At 54.4% G+C, this 17,035-nt stretch carries 17 protein-coding genes; 15 read left to right on the top strand and 2 right to left on the bottom strand.

The features are described 5' to 3' along the window. The first annotated feature begins 86 nt into the window (after positions 1–86). The 3 genes from C8R31_RS11080 (at position 87) to C8R31_RS11070 (ending at position 5,613) form a co-directional block, all read left to right on the top strand. Entirely contained in the window at positions 87–1,217 is a 1,131-nt protein-coding gene (locus tag C8R31_RS11080) for a rhomboid family intramembrane serine protease (protein ID WP_107694122.1), read from the top strand. Between the two features lie 282 nt (positions 1,218–1,499). Beyond that, the gene (locus tag C8R31_RS11075; protein ID WP_107694121.1) at positions 1,500–4,364 is read left to right on the top strand and encodes a ribonucleoside-diphosphate reductase subunit alpha; all 2,865 of its coding nucleotides are present in this window, start codon (positions 1,500–1,502) and stop codon (positions 4,362–4,364) included. Between the two features lie 46 nt (positions 4,365–4,410). Beyond that, a complete protein-coding gene (locus tag C8R31_RS11070) occupies positions 4,411–5,613 on the top strand; it encodes a ribonucleotide-diphosphate reductase subunit beta (protein WP_107694120.1) in 1,203 nt (400 codons plus the stop codon). 284 nt (positions 5,614–5,897) lie between these two features. Here the strand turns inward: C8R31_RS11070 and C8R31_RS15850 are convergent, their stop codons facing one another. Further along, a complete protein-coding gene (locus C8R31_RS15850; RefSeq protein ID WP_146164585.1) occupies positions 5,898–6,203 on the bottom strand; it encodes a hypothetical protein in 306 nt (101 codons plus the stop codon). Positions 6,204–6,724: 521 nt separating this feature from the next. Here C8R31_RS15850 and C8R31_RS11060 point away from each other — a divergent pair. The 7 genes from C8R31_RS11060 to C8R31_RS11030 all read left to right on the top strand — a co-directional run bounded on the left by C8R31_RS11060 (position 6,725) and on the right by C8R31_RS11030 (position 12,345). Further along, the gene (locus C8R31_RS11060; RefSeq protein WP_091136463.1) at positions 6,725–7,003 is read left to right on the top strand and encodes a hypothetical protein; all 279 of its coding nucleotides are present in this window, start codon (positions 6,725–6,727) and stop codon (positions 7,001–7,003) included. A gap of 268 nt (positions 7,004–7,271) precedes the next feature. Continuing rightward, entirely contained in the window at positions 7,272–8,669 is a 1,398-nt protein-coding gene (gene fumC, locus C8R31_RS11055) for a class II fumarate hydratase (RefSeq protein WP_107694118.1), read from the top strand. 133 nt (positions 8,670–8,802) lie between these two features. After that, a complete protein-coding gene (locus C8R31_RS11050) occupies positions 8,803–9,963 on the top strand; it encodes a patatin-like phospholipase family protein (RefSeq protein WP_107694117.1) in 1,161 nt (386 codons plus the stop codon). A 95-nt stretch (positions 9,964–10,058) separates the two neighbouring features. After that, positions 10,059–10,784: a TerC family protein gene (locus C8R31_RS11045; protein ID WP_107694116.1), complete on the top strand. Its 726-nt coding sequence runs from the start codon at positions 10,059–10,061 to the stop codon at positions 10,782–10,784. 30 nt (positions 10,785–10,814) lie between these two features. Next, entirely contained in the window at positions 10,815–11,240 is a 426-nt protein-coding gene (locus tag C8R31_RS11040; protein ID WP_107694115.1) for a universal stress protein, read from the top strand. A 50-nt stretch (positions 11,241–11,290) separates the two neighbouring features. Further along, a complete protein-coding gene (locus C8R31_RS11035; protein WP_107694114.1) occupies positions 11,291–11,785 on the top strand; it encodes a pilin in 495 nt (164 codons plus the stop codon). Between the two features lie 116 nt (positions 11,786–11,901). Next, positions 11,902–12,345 carry a hypothetical protein gene (locus tag C8R31_RS11030; protein ID WP_107694113.1) on the top strand — a complete coding sequence of 148 codons (444 nt, stop codon included), beginning with the start codon at positions 11,902–11,904 and terminating at the stop codon, positions 12,343–12,345. On the opposite strand, the gene C8R31_RS11025 is transcribed toward C8R31_RS11030, so the two are convergent. Further along, positions 12,333–12,797, bottom strand: a complete 465-nt coding sequence (locus C8R31_RS11025) for a sodium:proline symporter (protein WP_107694112.1) — start codon at positions 12,795–12,797, stop codon at positions 12,333–12,335. The genes C8R31_RS11030 and C8R31_RS11025 overlap by 13 nt on opposite strands. 391 nt (positions 12,798–13,188) lie before the next feature. On the opposite strand from C8R31_RS11025, the gene C8R31_RS11015 reads away from it, so the two are divergent. The 5 genes from C8R31_RS11015 to C8R31_RS10995 are packed head-to-tail and all read left to right on the top strand — an operon-like array spanning position 13,189 to position 16,983. Further along, complete coding sequence (locus C8R31_RS11015; protein ID WP_107694110.1) at positions 13,189–13,749, top strand: YqgE/AlgH family protein; 561 nt, start codon at positions 13,189–13,191, stop codon at positions 13,747–13,749. Between the two features lie 29 nt (positions 13,750–13,778). Then, a complete protein-coding gene (gene ruvX, locus C8R31_RS11010) occupies positions 13,779–14,261 on the top strand; it encodes a Holliday junction resolvase RuvX (protein ID WP_107694109.1) in 483 nt (160 codons plus the stop codon). Further along, positions 14,248–14,757: a bifunctional pyr operon transcriptional regulator/uracil phosphoribosyltransferase PyrR gene (gene pyrR / locus C8R31_RS11005; RefSeq protein WP_107694108.1), complete on the top strand. Its 510-nt coding sequence runs from the start codon at positions 14,248–14,250 to the stop codon at positions 14,755–14,757. Before ruvX ends, pyrR begins: the two co-directional genes overlap by 14 nt. Beyond that, complete coding sequence (locus C8R31_RS11000) at positions 14,750–15,700, top strand: aspartate carbamoyltransferase catalytic subunit (protein WP_107694107.1); 951 nt, start codon at positions 14,750–14,752, stop codon at positions 15,698–15,700. Before pyrR ends, C8R31_RS11000 begins: the two co-directional genes overlap by 8 nt. A gap of 8 nt (positions 15,701–15,708) precedes the next feature. Then, positions 15,709–16,983: a dihydroorotase gene (locus tag C8R31_RS10995; RefSeq protein WP_107694106.1), complete on the top strand. Its 1,275-nt coding sequence runs from the start codon at positions 15,709–15,711 to the stop codon at positions 16,981–16,983. Positions 16,984–17,035 lie beyond the last annotated feature (52 nt).

Genomic DNA, 17,035 nt, shown 5'->3' with positions numbered 1-17,035 from the left:
GAGGTGTTCTCGTTCCATTTAGCGTCTGCAGCTTTTGTCGTTATGCATCATAATGCTTGCCGGACAACGGTCCACCCACCACGCCCATGCTTTCTCTCCACGATCTTCTTTACCGTCGGGCACGGGGCGTACCCGTAACCAGGCTGCTGGTAGTTATCAATCTGGTTGTCTTCCTGGCCATGCTGGTCGGCGGCGCCGGCTTATGGCATTCATCGAACAGCGTGCAATTGGCGTGGGGCGCGAACTTTGGCCCGGCTACTCAGGATGGAGAGTGGTGGCGTCTGGGTACGGCCATGTTTCTTCACTTTGGCGTTATCCACCTGGGGCTGAACCTTTGGGCTCTCTGGGATGGGGGCCAGCTGGTCGAGCGGATGTATGGGCCTGTCCGCTTCACTGCCATCTACTTCGCCAGCGGTCTGGCGGGCAATCTTCTGTCGCTGGTGGCGAATAAGGGATTAGCCATATCGGGCGGCGCGTCGGGGGCAATTTTCGGAATATATGGTGCCCTGCTGGTATTTCTCTGGCTCGAGCGCCGCAACATCCATCCCCACGATTTTCGCTGGTTCTTCTGGGGAGCGGCCGGTTTTGCAACCGCGAGCCTCGTTCTCGGCTTTTTGATCACCGGCATCGATAATGCCGCACATATCGGTGGTTTTCTGACTGGTACGCTGGGCGGCGTACTGTTTGCGCCTGCTGCTGAGGCAACCGGGCATGTATCCCATCGCAACCGTTTGGCTGCAGGGGCCGCCCTCGCGATAGCGATCGTTGCCCTCACTAGCCAGATCCCCGCCCCTGCTTACCGATGGAGCGAAGAGCTGCTGACGCGCAAGGAAATTCGGGAATTCCTGCGCGACGACCGCACGATCAGTCAGGCCTGGCAGAAGATACTGGATGAGGGCAAAGCGGGGAAAGTTTCCTTCGAGGAACTGGCGGGACGGATCGACGCCGCTGTAAGCGATCGTTACGAAGAAAGCTTTGAGCAGCTTTCCCAGCTTCCGGTCAATCCGGCGCTGCCTTCCGCAGCGATGGCGGAAAAGCTGCGCGATTATGCCGAACACCGGCTGGATGCATCGAGGATACTGGTTGAAGGGTTACGCGCCCATAATCCGCAACAAATTCGCGATGCCCTGGAGATGGCACGAGAACCGCCGCAGTCCAAGCCCGATGATACTGGTGAACTCTCCGACCGCAGCGTGCCGGGCAAGGTCAAGCGCTAATAGGAAGAGTCGCGTATGGCCCCGTTCCTCCATGGGCGGTAATTAATTACACGCTGAATTACCGCGCAGAAGTAGCAAATCACGCCAGCTAATAGTCGGTCTCACTCCCGCAAAAAACCTCTTGCCGCTGGTAACAAAATGGTTGCACTAATCTGCTCACAGTACTACTATTAGTAAACGTTGAGCAATTTTAATACTAGATGTAGTGGTTGGACGATAAACATCGTTCAGCTTCAACCGCCGGGAAATCGCCCTTTCCCATATAGATTAGGAGGTTCCAAGATGCAGCTTGCTACAGATCATACAGCCCGCCCGACGGTCACCGGATATGAGTTTTCTTCAGCCCTCTCCGGCCAGGATTCGCGCTATTCCCAATACAAGATTATCCGCCGCAATGGCTCCGTGGCCGCGTTCGAGCCCAGCAAGATTTCCATTGCCATGACTAAAGCATTCATAGCCGTTAATGGCGGCCAAGGTGCGGCTTCCGCCAGAGTGCGCGAGGTAGTGGCGCGACTGACCGATGATGTGGTGAACGCATTGATTCGCCGCCAACCCTCGGGTGGAACCTTCCATATCGAGGATATCCAGGATCAGGTCGAGCTGGCATTGATGCGTTCGGGAGAACACGATGTCGCCCGCGCTTATGTGCTTTACCGCGAGGATCGCGCGCGGAAGCGGGCGCAACAGAAAGAAATGGCGGCCGCGGAAGCAGCCAACGTTCTGAATGTACTGGAAAACGGCCATAAAACTCAGCTGGATACAAACCGGCTGCTGACGCTGATCGAGTCCTGCTGCGAAGACCTGGGGGACGTGGTGAACGCTCCCTTGATACTCAAGGCCACTTTGAAGGATTTGTACGACGGTGTCCCGATGGATGAGGTTCGCAGATCGCTTGTCCTGTCGGCGCGCGCGTTAATCGAAAAAGAGCCTGCGTACAGCTACGTCACGGCGAGGTTGCTGCTGCACAGTCTCCGTTTTGAGGTGCTCGGCGAAGAGGCTCTGCAGCAGGAAATGGCGGAGCGCTATGAGACATATTTCCCCGAATTCATCAAGCGCGGGATCGAGGCCGAGTTGCTGGATGAGCGTCTGGCCCAATTCGATCTGCCACGTCTGGCGAAGGTGCTGGATTCAAGCCGCGACCTCAAATTCGGCTATCTGGGCCTGCAAAACCTGTATGACCGGTATTTCCTGCACGTGCGCGAACACCGCATTGAACTGCCGCAGACGTTCTTCATGCGTGTGGCGATGGGGCTGGCGTTGAACGAAATCGACCGGGAAGGGCGCGCCATCGAGTTCTACCACGTGCTGTCGAGCTTCGATTTCATGAGCTCCACGCCGACCTTGTTCAATTCCGGCACCCGACGCTCGCAGTTATCTTCGTGCTATCTCACGACAGTGCCTGATAATCTGGATGGTATTTACGAATCCATCAAGGAAAACGCGCTGCTGGCAAAGTACGCCGGGGGGCTGGGGAACGACTGGACGCCAGTCCGCGCAATGGGCGCGCGCATTAAGGGCACCAACGGTAAATCGCAAGGCATCGTACCGTTTCTGAAAGTGGTATCCGACACCGCGGTCGCGGTGAACCAGGGGGGAAAGCGCAAGGGCGCGGTCTGCGCCTATCTGGAATCATGGCATCTGGACATCGAGGAATTCCTGGAGCTGCGCAAGAACACCGGCGATGACCGCCGCCGTACTCATGATATGGATACGGCCACCTGGGTTCCCGATTTGTTCATGAAACGAGTGATGGAAGGAGGTGAATGGACGCTGTTTTCTCCATCCGATGTACCCGATCTCCATGATAAATACGGCAAGGAGTTTGAAAAATCTTATCTTGCCTATGAGGAGAAAGTGGCGCGGGGCGAGCTAAGCCTGCACAAAAAGATTCCCGCGCAACAGTTATGGCGCAAGATGCTCAGCATGCTCTTCGAGACCGGCCATCCCTGGATCACGTTCAAGGACGCCTGCAATGTTCGCTCCCCTCAAAACCATGTTGGCGTGGTGCACAGCTCCAATCTCTGCACCGAGATCACACTGAATACAAACGAGCATGAAATAGCCGTGTGCAATTTGGGTTCCGTCAATCTGGCCGCCCACATCAATGATGGAGGTGAACTGGACGCAGGCAAGCTCAAGCGGACAGTACGCACCGCCATGCGCATGCTGGACAACGTGATCGATATCAACTTCTACGCCGTGCCGAAGGCGCGCAATTCGAATCTCAAGCATCGTCCGGTAGGACTGGGGATCATGGGTTTTCAGGACTGCCTGCACATGATGCGCATCCCCTACGCTTCTAACGAGGCGGTGGAATTTGCCGATCACGCAATGGAAGCGGTCGCCTACCACGCCTATTGGGCTTCGACCGAACTGGCCGAAGAGCGCGGCCGTTACGCCTCTTACCGGGGCAGTTTATGGGATCGCGGCATTCTGCCTCAGGATAGTATCGATCTGCTGCTTGAAGAACGGGGCGGATATGTCGAGGTAGACCGCACATCCACTCTGGAATGGGACGCGCTGCGCGAGCGCATCAGGCAGTACGGCATGCGTAATTCCAATTGCCTGGCGATTGCGCCAACCGCAACCATCTCGAACATCGTGGGTGTTTCCGCGAGCATCGAACCTTCCTTCACCAATCTGTACGTCAAAGCCAATTTGTCCGGTGATTTCACCACCGTACACAAATATCTGGTATACGATCTGAAAAAGCTGGGGCTCTGGGACGAGGTGATGCTTTCTGATCTCAAGTATTTTGATGGCTCGTTAAGCAGGATAGACCGGGTACCCGCCGATATCCGCACTCTATATGCCACCGCCTTCGAGATCGAACCGCAATGGCTGATTGAAGCAGCTGCACGGCGGCAGAAATGGATCGATCAGGCGCAGTCGCTGAATATTTATATGGCGGGCGTTTCCGGGAAGAAAATCGATGAGACTTATAAACTGGCCTGGTTGCGCGGCCTGAAAACCACCTATTACCTGCGCTCCTTGGCAGCAACGTCAGCGGAAAAATCGACTATCGAGGCCGGTTCCTTGAATGCAGTGTCGGCGGAGGGGAACATGGCTGGCATGAGCGCGATGGTGCCGGCCACCGATGTGAAGCTTTGCGCTATCGATGACCCAGGGTGCGAGTCATGTCAATAAACAGAAACAACAGGAACGTGATCAATTAAGGAAAAGGAGATAGCGAATGCTGACATTCGAGGATGAAGCAGTACAGCCGGGAATGCCCCGAATAGATGTGCGAGTAAACGAGTTACAAAACGCATCCCGGCTGGGCCTGGATGCGGAGGGCGGCCTGACTGGCATGAAGAATACCGGATCGGAAAATGGCGCGAACGCGGGACAGCATTCCGCTCCGGTCGGGAATACCGTCCGCCGCGTATCCGTAGAGGATAAGCGGATCATCAATTGCCAGGCCGATGTGAACCAGTTGGTGCCGTTCAAATACAAGTGGGCATGGGACAAGTATCTTGCTGCTTGCGCCAACCACTGGATGCCGCAGGAAATCAACATGAGCCGCGACATCGCTCTTTGGAAAGATCCAAATGGACTGACTGAGGATGAGCGACGCCTGATTAAACGTAACCTGGGATTCTTCGTTACCGCGGATTCGCTGGCTGCCAATAATATTGTGCTCGGTACCTACCGGCACATTACCAATCCGGAGTGCCGGCAATACTTGTTGCGCCAGGCATTCGAGGAGGCGATTCATACGCATGCTTATCAGTACATCGTAGAGTCGCTCGGACTGGACGAGGGTGAAATTTTCAATGCCTATCATGAGGTGAAATCGATCCGCGATAAGGACGAGTTTCTGATTCCGTTCATCGATACGCTCACCAACCCGACATTTAAAACCGGGACCCCCGAAACCGATCAGCAATTGCTGAGAAGCTTGATCGTATTCGCCTGCATCATGGAAGGCCTGTTCTTTTATGTGGGTTTCACGCAGATACTGGCGCTGGGAAGGCAGAACAAGATGACGGGTGCCGCGGAACAATATCAATATATCTTGCGGGACGAGTCGATGCACTGCAATTTCGGCATCGACCTCATCAACCAGATAAAAATGGAAAACCCGCATTTGTGGACCAAGGCGTTTCGGGAGGAAATCAGCGCGCTGATGCAAAAAGCGGTGGAACTGGAATACCGTTATGCCGAGGATACGCTGCCGCGTGGCGTATTGGGCCTGAATGCGCCCATGTTCAAGGAATACCTGCGCTATATCGCCAACCGCCGCTGTCAACAGATCGGCCTGGATATTCTCTACCCGGGGGCCAGCAATCCGTTTCCGTGGATGTCGGAAATGATTGACCTGAAAAAGGAAAAAAACTTTTTTGAAACCCGGGTCATCGAATATCAAACTGGCGGCGCGCTCAGTTGGGACTAAATTGACGCGGTCTACGCCCCAAAACTCAGGATCGGGAAAGGAGCGCCCCCGACGACGGGGCGCCGGGTGTGCCTTCATCCGCTTGTCCGTTGGCCTAGATCACGTGAAATTCTTTTATTTCGGCGCATGCGAATCAAGGTAGAGGTTGAAAATCCGTAGAAGTCAGAATTGCGGACATTTAATCCGGAGGTTGAAATGGTGACCAGCAGAAAACCTGCAGCAGCCAGGTCCGCTGACAAACCCAAGTCCCTGGGAGAAAAGGCGGACAAGAAGGGAGTTACGACTCAAAAAACGGTAGCAAAGGGATCTGCCGAGAAAAAAACAGAGAAAACATCCGAAAAGAAAGCACCGGCTTCTGCTTCCACGGCGAAAGGGACAAAAACGGCTAAGCCTGCGGCGAAGCCATTGGATAATAAAAAGGCCCCGGCGAAGAAAACAGCAGCCACAGAACCGGCGGGAAAAAGAACTGCAACGAAAACCGAATCCCCTCGGGCCGATCGCCCAACCTCGGCGTGGCCGCTTCCCTCTTCAGACTCGGAATCTTGAGTCGGCGGCTCAACTGGCCAAGCACCAATGCCAACCTTTTGCAATTAAAAAAACCATAAAAAAACGATAGCATTGACACTCTATCGTTTTTTTTTGTGACGTGGTGGTGAAAGCGCCCATGTCACCTACAACTTGTCTTTCACGGGCCCAACGGAGAATGTACGCCAGCCTTGGCGTTCCCATCAAGATACTACTTTTAGCTAACCTGGGTTTTGCCGCGCGGGCCTCTGGCTCGCGCGGCATACCAAACTCGTTTTTATTGGATCAGCCGAGCTAGCGGTTTTGGAGGTTCGCCTGTTGCTCTTTCTTCTTTTAAGATCTCACAAATTACCATTCCTCTTTCTCCACCATAGCTCCTCGAAAATACAAAGACCCTCTCTAAAAAATATTCCTGAAAATAGACGATGCACCTTATCTGTTCGATAAACGCATAACAACACATGACAATATAGAACAAATAAACGCAGATATCGTTTAACTATATAACAAATTTACGCTGGTAAAATTTTACGGACGAGGTTAACATTCACCTGAGTTCAATCCCTAAATCGTAGTGGAGGTAGACATGGTTCATACAATTCCACAAACGTCGCGCGATTACGACACCACGCGTATTATCGAACGTCCCGATGGGTTTTACTGGCTTGATGAGACGGAGAGCGAGAAGGTTTTCGGTCCCTTCCCCACGCTGCTTGAAGCCGTTCAGGACATGGAATACAACGCTGAATCGGATTATGAACCGGGTGAAACCCTGGAGCAGGCGGAGAATGAGATCGGAATCTCCGACTGGATAGACCCTGAAACGGGGCAACCCGGTGAAGAGTCCTTCCGACTCGAGAACTGAGCATCACCTGTCGGGCCCGCAGTTTATCGCTCGATCTCCTTTTCCAAACCCTGGGCGTCCTCCATCGCTGTCTACCTGAATTGTGCGAAGGAAAAGCCACACGACCAGGCAACCAGAGCCTCGAGTAATGGGAAGGATAACTCCTCGCGTCCTCCGTGAACGCGAATGACTCGTCCACTTTCCCTCGCGCGGAACTGATTGGCGAGGTCGAATTCACCGAAGCGTTGAGTCAGCGTGTGAGCCACCTCATGTGTTTTTTCCAGCCCGCATGAACTACCGCGAAGAGCGGGACACCATGGGCACGATGCAGGTACCCGCAGACGCGCTTTGGGGTGCCCAGACCCAGCGTTCCTTGCAAAATTTCCGAATCTCCGGCGAACGTATGCCGATCGCATTGATCCACGCGCTTGCGATGGTGAAACGCGCAGCAGCGAAGGTGAATTGCGACCTTGGCCTGCTTGAGGCGGAACGCGCCAATGTCATCATGCAAGCTGCCGATGAGGTCATCTCCGGCTGTCATGATGCAGAATTTCCGCTGGTGGTCTGGCAGACCGGCTCAGGCACGCAGACCAACATGAACATGAATGAGGTGTTGGCAAACCGCGCATGCGAGTTGCTCGGAGGAGGGAGAGGGACGGAACGCAAGATTCATCCCAACGACGATGTGAACAAGGGGCAGTCTTCCAACGACGTGTTTCCATCAGCGATGCATGTCGCGTCGGTACGCGCCATCCATCAGCAATTGATACCCGCGCTTACGACGCTGACGGCGTCGTTGGCCGCCAAGGCAGAGGAATTCGCGCATATTGTCAAAATTGGGCGGACCCATTTACAGGATGCGACGCCCCTGACATTGGGGCAGGAGTTTTCGGGTTACGTCTCGCAGCTGGAACATGGGCTTGAGCACGTGCAAGCAACACTTCCGCATCTGTACGAGCTGGCGCTGGGTGGAACGGCGGTGGGCACGGGATTGAATGCCCACCCTCAATTTGCGGCGCGCGTTGCGGACGAACTGGCACGCCTGACGGGCCTGCCTTTTGTTACCGCACGCAATAAATTTGAGGCTCTTGCGTCCAATGACGCGCTCGTGTATTCCCATGGCGCACTGAAAACCCTGGCAGCCTCCTTGATAAAAATCGCCAACGATGTCCGCTGGCTCGCTTCGGGACCTCGTTGTGGCATCGGCGAGCTTAAGATTCCGGAAAATGAGCCGGGCAGTTCCATCATGCCCGGCAAGGTTAACCCCACCCAGTCCGAGGCAATGATCATGCTGTGTTGCCAGGTAATGGGTAATGATGTCGCGATTAACATGGGGGGAGCCATGGGAAATTTCGAGCTCAACGTGATGAAGCCCCTCATCATCCACAATTTCCTGCAAAGCGTGCGCCTACTCGCTGATGGAATGATGAGCTTCGACGAGCATTGCGTGAGAGGGATCACGGCCAACGTCGAGCATATCGAAGAGTTGACGCGCAATTCGCTGATGCTGGTTACCGCACTTACACCCCACATCGGCTATGACAAGGCAGCAGAAATAGCCAAGAAAGCGCACCGTGACGGTACCAGCCTGAAACAGGCCGCAACGGAGCTGGGATATGTCACAGCGGAGCAATTCGAACAGTGGGTAAAGCCGGAGAACATGGTGGGAACTTCCAAACAAACATGAGTAATGTTGTTCGGCATCTTTTTTTTCCCAATGATGCGTCCATATCTCCGCTTGCCAAGACGCCGCCGTTGTTTGAACGTTTTTTTCATCAACCCGGCGTACCCGACAACCGGAAAGCGATTGGCTGCTGAGAATGAGTTTCGTGCTGCAGTCAGCGCGTCCTAAGGTCGGTCTTGTCCTAACCGGCGGTGGCGCGCGTGCGGCGTATCAGGTAGGGGTAATACGCGCCATCGCGGAAATGCTGCCGGATAAGGCGCCGAATCCCTTTCCTGTCATTTGCGGAACCTCCGCCGGCGCAATTAATGCCGTCAGTTTAGCGCTTTCGGCACGTAATTTTCATGAAGGCGTGAGACGTCTTGCCTCGGTGTGGGAAAACGCGCATGTAAACCAGGCCTATCGCTCTGATCCCGTTGGCGCATACGGAAACGCCGCTCGATGGTTTGCATCCTTGCTATTTGGTGGTCTGGGAAAACGCACGGCTGTTTCCATCTTGGACAATTCACCTCTGGCTCAACTACTCAACCAAAGTTTCCCGCTTGGGGGGATTCGGAAAAGTATTGATGCAGGCGCTCTGCACGCACTGGGGATCACGGCCTGGGGCTACACTTCGGGACAATCGGTGACCTTCTACCAGGGGGTGGACAGCATCGCTCCATGGAAACGGCATCGCCGCATTGGTATCTCAGCGCGCATAAAGGTTGATCATCTTCTAGCATCGTCGGCTATTCCACTTCTCTTTCCAGCCGTAAGGCTCAACCGGGAATATTTTGGCGACGGCTCCATGCGGCAGCTTGCACCGATCAGTCCCGCCCTGCATCTCGGCGCGGACCGAGTGCTGGTGATTGGGGTGCGGAAGGCTGTCGATACGCAACCCGAACGCGTTAAGGTGGACAGTTATCCGACCTTGGCGCAAATCGGCGGTCACATCATGGGAAGCATTTTCCTCGACAGTCTGGAAGTCGACCTGGAGCGCTTGCAGCGCATTAATAATACGCTTCGCATGATCCCGGAGGCGAGTCTGAAGAATCATGCGCTGCGGCCCATAGAATCGATGGTGATATCGCCAAGCGTGGAAATTAACGAGATTGCTGAACGGCACTCTCACGCGCTACCGGGCACGATGCGACTTTTCTCTCGGGCCATCGGGGCGATGAGACGCGATGGCTCGGCACTGTTGAGCTACATTTTGTTCGAGGAACCCTTCTGTCGCGCCTTAATCGAATTGGGTTATCACGACACCGTTCCAAAACGTGATCAAATTCTGCGGTTTATTGGCGCCGAGGCGGAGGATTGACTGGACGCTGGTATAATCGTGGTTGCGCTCCCCCGGGTTTTGGGGCGTGACGATCCAGCCTTCATTTCGCGTCCACATCATTTCAGAGATCACGTATGGACTTTGCCAGTCCGGAGTTTTGGGTCGCGGTACTTCAAATCATCGCGATCGACATTGTTCTGGGTGGTGATAACGCGGTAGTTATTGCGCTTGCTTGCAGGCACTTGCCGGAGAAACAACGGAACCTAGGCATTTTCTGGGGGGTATTCGGCGCGATCGCGCTGAGGGTAGTCCTGGTATTTTTTGCGTTGAATTTGCTGGCGATTCCCTTCCTGAAAATTGTGGCGGCGATGCTGCTCGTGTGGATTGGAACTAACCTGCTTAAGACCGAGCCTGAACATGACGGACACGCAATTGCCGCGAACACAACACTGCTCGGTGCTATCAGGACTATTATTATTGCCGACGCGGTGATGAGTCTCGATAACGTCGTTGCCATCGCTGGCGCCTCGCGGGACAGTATAACCCTGGTGGTTATCGGACTGATCGTTAGTGTGCCCATCATCGTTTGGGGTAGTAAGGTGGTCATGAAACTCATGGATCGCTTCCCGGTGATCGTGGTAATAGGCGCGGGATTGCTCGGCTGGATCGCGGGGGGGATGAGCGTAACCGACGCGGCCAGTAAGGAATGGGTGAACGCAAATGCAGCTTTTCTGAATTGGGGGGCGCCTGCTATTGGCGCATTACTGGTGATCGCTACCGGCAAGTGGCTGGCGGCAAGGACGCGGGAAAAAACGGCACGTATTGTCGATCTGGCAGATGACGCAGATAAACCTTTGTAGTGCGTCAACCGCTCGCGGAAAGGAGACAAGATGTTGAGATTCCTTTTTCCGGTTGATGGTTCCGATGCTTCCAATAGAGCAATTACGGAATTCATCGCACGGTTGGATTGGTATAGGCACATCCCCGAAATACACCTGTTGAACGTGCAATTTCCTCAGCGCGGAAACGTACCCCTTTTCATCGATAAGGAAAGTATCGACAGGTATCATCGGGAGGAGGGGCTGAAAGAGCTGCAGGCGGCACGTGAATTACTCGATCGGGCCGGGCTCGTCTGCCATTACCACATTGCCGTGGGAAATCCGCCGGACGTGATTATGCAGTATGGGAAAGAAATGGGCTGTGATCAAATAGTGATGGGGCCGCGTGGCCTTGGCGCAGTTAAGAGAATATTGCTGGGCTCTGTGGCGAGCAAGGTTATTGAGCTTTCGACCATACCAGTATTGCTTATCAGATAAACCGCATGGCGAAGTAACGGAACAGTATGCGTTTTAACCGAAGGAGTTTTATGAGGACGAAGCAGGATCAGCGGGGCTTAACGTTAATCGAAACAATGATGATGTTGGCGGTCGTCGGCATCCTGGCAACCATTGCCATTCCCCCAGCTTACCAGCTTTACGAGGATTCCCAGGCTCGTGCACAGGTGACGGAGGCAGTTAATCTTCTGGATAGCGTAAAATCCCCTATAACGGGGTTCTACTCCGAAAACGGAAGATGGCCCACACAATCGGAGTTTGACGGTCTGATAACGGATCGTAGCGGAAAGTATGTTGCAAGCCTGACGCCTGTAACCTTGCCTTCCGGCTTCCAGGTAACGGCGACCTTCAAGAATAGCGGTGTCAGCCCCGGGCTTCTAAATAATGACAGTGGCCGAACCCTGGTGTTAGCCACAACGGATGGCGTCAAATGGGTCTGCAACGACAGCAACGACCCTGCAGCAGGGGTCCCGGGCCTGCGTCCGGGCACCCTGCTGCCGCAACACCGCCCCGCGTCCTGCAAGTAACATGAAGGTGGCTTGCCTCAGCATTACCGCACCGCTACGGACCGCAGGCCCCTTATAGTGGTGAAGGCGGGCAATCCGCTCTCTTATCAAAAAATAAGATAACCGGAACTCAAAATATGAATGAATGGACAGACCAAATAGCTGGCTACTTCGACCGCGTACCCATGTGGCCACTGGTGTTGCTTGCCATTGGCATCGTTTTCGCTGGCATCTATGAGCTGTTCACCCGCAAGCGACGCGCAGACGCAGCCGATGAATTTCGTGCAGCTATTCTCTCAACGCTTTCGGGCTTGTATCCCGAGCCCACCAGATGGCCTAAAAGTATCGATATGTATCTATCTGCCAGGTTGCCGGTAATGCATGAAATCATCGAAAGCTTTCGGCCCAGTGTCCCGCAGAAGGATATTCCGGCATACAACAACGATTGGGACAATTATTACGACTTCTGCGCGGAGGTGACCGACGATAAATGCGTTGAGGCCGAGGCGAATCCCAGCTTGCCGGATCCCAAAAAAAAATTCCATGCCCTCGTATCCAGTCTTTTACGTTATGCCGATTGATTTATCGGCATAAATTTGTAGGCAGCGGCAACGGATACTCCAAACACAGCGTGCGCCGCAATCGTGATCCAGTCACGGACCGCCGCAAACCAGGGAAATACGGCAGTGATGCCGTACATATTAATTACATATAAAATCAGCCCGAACACAAGCCCGGAAAAAAGAGCGAGTATCGTGCTTAGCCGGTGAATTGCAAGAACCAGGATCAGACTGTATGCGACGGAAAGTCCAACGTGGATAACAGTCGCGACGATCATTATCTTCAGATCAAACGTTGAGGGTGGCGGCAGAACTTCTGGTCCCATAAGGATCGCAGCGGTCAAACGTGCATCCCGGTACAATATGTTTGGCAGGTCATCCGTGAATGCCCACCACAAAACGATCTGAGCAATCGTAGCCACTACCCCGGCTATTAAGCCGGCGGTGGCCGCTCGCATCCAGCTCAAAGACATGTAATGAAAGTCTCAACCATTTGCGCTAGTGTCACACAGTAAACGGGACCCTCTAGGTCTTGAACCAGCACGAGGGTATAGCGGTCGGCGGTATAGACGGGTTGGCCTTCCAGTTTGAGCGGGGATCGCCTTGTAAAATCCGCTGCTTCGGCCCGATTCGTTCTACAATGATAGCAAAACAGTGGTTGGAGGATAGCCTGGCGCCCTAATAAGACGCCCGGAAACATCAGAAAAATACTGAACTCATCCAGGAGAGTACGAACTTGCATATTCTTAGGGAAGCGCACTGGGTCGGATGATCTCAAGTGTCACCAGAAACGAACCCGGAAGCGAGATTTTCAAATCGGATGCTGTATTCAATATACTGCAGTGATAGCCAATCCGCACATTCATGCAAAGCGTCGACCTGACCCATCATTTTCTGATTGCCATGCCGGCTATGGCAGACCCGTTTTTTTCCAGGACCCTCACTTATATTTGCGAGCACAGCGAGCAGGGAGCATTGGGTGTCGTTGTCAACCGCCCGATCGATCTTACTCTGAAAGACCTCTTCGATCAGCTTGGCATTTCTTCCGATGGCGAGGGCGCACAGGCAGTGCCTGTCATGTTCGGTGGCCCGATCCAACTGGACCGGGGCTTTGTGCTGCACCAACCGGTGGGCAACTGGCAGTCGACCATGGTTGTCAATGAAGACGTCGGACTGACAACTTCGCTCGACATTATGCGAGCAATAGCAGATGGCGAAAGCCCAACAGGATTACTGGTGGCGTTAGGCTATTCGGGATGGGCCCCGGGCCAGATAGAGCATGAATTATCACTGAACGCTTGGCTGACGGTGCCCGCTGCGCCCAGCATTATTTTCGAACTGCCGGCTGAGGAGAGGCTAGCAGCCGCGATGCGGTTGCTCGGCGTAGACTTCTCAAGTTTATCGGATGAAGTGGGGCATTCATAAACCGCGCTGGCATCAATAATACTTAAGTCATGCGGGATCAAGCCGAACAACTTCCACCGGTTCCTAATGAGACCGGCGCGTTTCGCCGTGCCGGGATGATTTTGGCATTCGATTTTGGGGTAAAGCGTATCGGCACAGCAGTGGGGAACCTGGAGCTCAGCCTCGCGCATCCACTTTCCACCATTGGCAACGAGAGCAAGCGCGCATGTTTTGCGGGCATCGCCCAGCTCATTGAGGAATGGCAGCCGGTCCTCCTGGTGGTTGGCCTGCCCACCTACCCCGATGGCGGGGAACACGAATTGACCCGCAGAAGCCGTCGCTTTGCGCAACGACTGGAAAGGCGTTATGGGATCGAGACACTACTGGTGGATGAGCGCTACACCTCGACCAGCGCGAGCAATGCGTTACGAGAAGCAGGTGTTAACGGGATTAAACAGAAACGCGTAATGGATCAGGTGGCGGCCCAGCTGATATTGCAAACCTATTTTGACAACCGAGATGCAGCTACCTGACGCAGAACAACTACTGGTCCAATTAACCGATCGCATCCGGCATGATATTACTCCGGGCACCGCGCTGGTGGGAATCCATACCGGTGGGGTATGGCTAGCTGAGCGGCTACATCAGGACTTGCAGCTTCCGCTTGCATCAGGCGCGCTGGATGTGTCGTTTTATCGGGATGATTTTGCCCAGATTGGCCTGCATCCACAGGTCAGGCCCTCGGACATTCCCTTCACGGTGGAAGGCAGCCATATTATTCTGGTAGACGACGTCCTCTATACCGGTCGCACCATCCGGGCGGCAATCAATGAATTATTCGATTACGGCAGGCCCGCGAGTGTCCGGCTAGCCGCCCTGATCGACCGCGGGGGCAGAGAACTTCCCATAGCCGCTCAATACGTTGGCGCCATGCTCGACATTCCCGCAGATAAAATGCTTGCGCTGGAAAAAGCCGCGGATGGAGTATTAAGCCTGAGCCTCTATAGCAAGATTCGGAACGATGGGTAACAACCCGCAACTGAACAAGACAGGGCAACTGCAGCACCTCCTCACTACTGAGGGGCTGCCTGCCCCCATCCTGCTCAACATCCTCGATACCGCAGAATCCTTCGTCGGGGTTACAGAGCGCGATGTTAAAAAAGTACCCTTACTACGCGGCAAATCGATTTTCAATTTATTCTTCGAACCCAGTACCCGGACCCGTACTACCTTCGAGATCGCGGCAAAGCGGCTCTCTGCCGATGTAGTCAATCTCAACATCGCGGCCTCCTCTCAATCCAAAGGAGAGACGCTGCTGGATACGGTGAATAACCTTTCTGCGATGCATGCCGACATGTTCGTCGTGCGCCACGCTCAGAGCGGAGCGGCACACTTGATAGCGCGCCATGTGCGACCCGAGATTCATGTCATCAATGCCGGGGATGGACGGCACGCCCACCCCACCCAGGGATTGTTGGACGTGTTCACTATTCGTCGTTACAAACGTGATTTTCGCAGCCTGCGCATTGCCATAGTAGGCGACATTCTTCATTCACGTGTGGCGCGTTCGCAAATACACGCACTTACCACGCTCGGCGTCCCGGAAGTGCGGGTCATCGCGCCAAAGACATTGCTGCCCTCGAAGGTTGAACGTCTAGGGGTACATGTTTACCATGATATGGCGCAGGGACTGAAAGATGTGGATGTGCTCATGATGTTGCGTCTGCAAAATGAGCGGATGCTAAGTGCACGCCTCCCCAGTACGGAGGAATATTTCAAATATTACGGGTTGACTCAGGAAAAACTTGCGCTGGCGCGGCAAGATGCAATCGTTCTGCACCCGGGCCCAATGAACCGCGGCGTGGAAATCGATTCTGCCGTTGCTGATGGCAGGCAATCCGTTATTCTGCCGCAGGTGACCTTCGGCATTGCGGTAAGGATGGCGGTCATGTCGATTTTGGCGGGAAATTGAGGGCTGGTATGAAGCTCGTCATCAGGAATGGCCGCGTCATCGATCCGAAAAACGGCTTAGACATCGTAATTGATGTGTCCATTGACGCCGGAAAAGTTGCTGCTTTGGGCCCCATCCCTGCCGATTTCAAGGCCGATTGCGAAATCGAGGCGAAGGGACTGATCGTCTCCCCAGGCCTGGTGGATTTATCAGCAAGACTGCGTGAACCTGGTTTTGAATACAAGGCGACGCTGGAATCTGAAATGGCAGCCGCGGTAGCCGGCGGTATCACCAGCCTGGTGTGTTCGCCCGACACCGATCCCGTACTGGATGAACCCGGTCTGGTGGAGATGCTCAAACACCGTGCCCGTAGTCTTCATCAGGCCCGCGTCTACCCTCTGGGGGCGCTTACGCGAGGATTAAAAGGCGAATGGCTGACAGAAATGGCCGAATTACGCGATGCGGGGTGTATTGCGTTCGGGCAATCGGACATGCCGCTTCCCAACACGCGCGTCCTGTTGCAAGCAATGCAATACGCTTCGACGTTCGGGTTCAGCGTATGGTTGCGTCCTCAGGATGCGCATCTCGCGGACGGCGGGGTGGCCCATGACGGTGAAGTAGCGACACGGTTGGGTCTGGCGCCGATTTCGGTATGCGCCGAGACGGTAGCGCTTTCAAATATTATTTTGATGGCGCGCGAAACGGGAGCCAAAGTTCACCTGTGCCGAGTCTCGAGCGCAGAGGGTGTCGCCATGGTTCGGGCGGCCCGCGGGCAAGGGTTGCCCATTACCTGTGATGTAACCGTCAATCACATCCATTTGTCGGAAATGGATATCGGCTACTTTGATTCCAATTGCCATCTTGTCCCCCCGCTGAGAGGGTTAAGCGATCTGGATGCGCTTCGTACCGGATTGCTGGATGGCACGATAAACGCGATCTGCTCCGATCATGCGCCAGTGGACGAAGATGCCAAGTTGCTGCCATTTGCTGAGGCCGAGGCTGGCGCGGTAGGCCTGGAATTGCTACTGCCGCTGACCTTGAAGTGGGCAACGCAAATGAAGATTCCGCTGGCTGCCGCGCTGGCAAAAATTACGGTAGAACCGGCACGCATACTCGGTCTGGAGACGGGCCATCTATCGCCAGGCGCACTTGCTGATCTGTGCATCTTCGATCCAGGCCAATATTGGACGGTGCAGGCGTCAGAACTTAAAAGCCAAGGCAAGAATACTCCGTTCCTCGGTATGGAACTGCAAGGCAAGGTAAAATACACCGTGGTTGATGGTAACATTGTGTATGAGGGGTAAGACCCTGGACACGCATTGCATGCATAAATATGGACACTGGGCTGGCTATTCC

Origin of the sequence: Nitrosospira sp. Nsp2 (assembly GCF_003050965.1) — a bacterium.
Classification (GTDB): Bacteria; Pseudomonadota; Gammaproteobacteria; order Burkholderiales; family Nitrosomonadaceae; genus Nitrosospira.
This window is presented reverse-complemented; position numbering and strand designations above follow the sequence as displayed.

Excerpts from the sequence above, each read along its gene's own strand:
- C8R31_RS11080 (WP_107694122.1), top strand. The coding sequence starts at position 87 with ATGCTTTCTCTCCACGATCTTCTTTACCGTCGGGCACGGGGCGTACCC.
- C8R31_RS11075 (WP_107694121.1), top strand. The coding sequence starts at position 1,500 with ATGCAGCTTGCTACAGATCATACAGCCCGCCCGACGGTCACCGGATAT.
- C8R31_RS11070 (WP_107694120.1), top strand. The coding sequence starts at position 4,411 with ATGCTGACATTCGAGGATGAAGCAGTACAGCCGGGAATGCCCCGAATA.
- C8R31_RS11060 (WP_091136463.1), top strand. The coding sequence starts at position 6,725 with ATGGTTCATACAATTCCACAAACGTCGCGCGATTACGACACCACGCGT.
- fumC (WP_107694118.1), top strand. The coding sequence starts at position 7,272 with ATGAACTACCGCGAAGAGCGGGACACCATGGGCACGATGCAGGTACCC.
- C8R31_RS11050 (WP_107694117.1), top strand. The coding sequence starts at position 8,803 with ATGAGTTTCGTGCTGCAGTCAGCGCGTCCTAAGGTCGGTCTTGTCCTA.
- C8R31_RS11045 (WP_107694116.1), top strand. The coding sequence starts at position 10,059 with ATGGACTTTGCCAGTCCGGAGTTTTGGGTCGCGGTACTTCAAATCATC.
- C8R31_RS11040 (WP_107694115.1), top strand. The coding sequence starts at position 10,815 with ATGTTGAGATTCCTTTTTCCGGTTGATGGTTCCGATGCTTCCAATAGA.
- C8R31_RS11035 (WP_107694114.1), top strand. The coding sequence starts at position 11,291 with ATGAGGACGAAGCAGGATCAGCGGGGCTTAACGTTAATCGAAACAATG.
- C8R31_RS11030 (WP_107694113.1), top strand. The coding sequence starts at position 11,902 with ATGAATGAATGGACAGACCAAATAGCTGGCTACTTCGACCGCGTACCC.
- C8R31_RS11025 (WP_107694112.1), bottom strand. The coding sequence starts at position 12,797 with ATGTCTTTGAGCTGGATGCGAGCGGCCACCGCCGGCTTAATAGCCGGG.
- C8R31_RS11015 (WP_107694110.1), top strand. The coding sequence starts at position 13,189 with ATGCAAAGCGTCGACCTGACCCATCATTTTCTGATTGCCATGCCGGCT.
- ruvX (WP_107694109.1), top strand. The coding sequence starts at position 13,779 with ATGCGGGATCAAGCCGAACAACTTCCACCGGTTCCTAATGAGACCGGC.
- pyrR (WP_107694108.1), top strand. The coding sequence starts at position 14,248 with ATGCAGCTACCTGACGCAGAACAACTACTGGTCCAATTAACCGATCGC.
- C8R31_RS11000 (WP_107694107.1), top strand. The coding sequence starts at position 14,750 with ATGGGTAACAACCCGCAACTGAACAAGACAGGGCAACTGCAGCACCTC.
- C8R31_RS10995 (WP_107694106.1), top strand. The coding sequence starts at position 15,709 with ATGAAGCTCGTCATCAGGAATGGCCGCGTCATCGATCCGAAAAACGGC.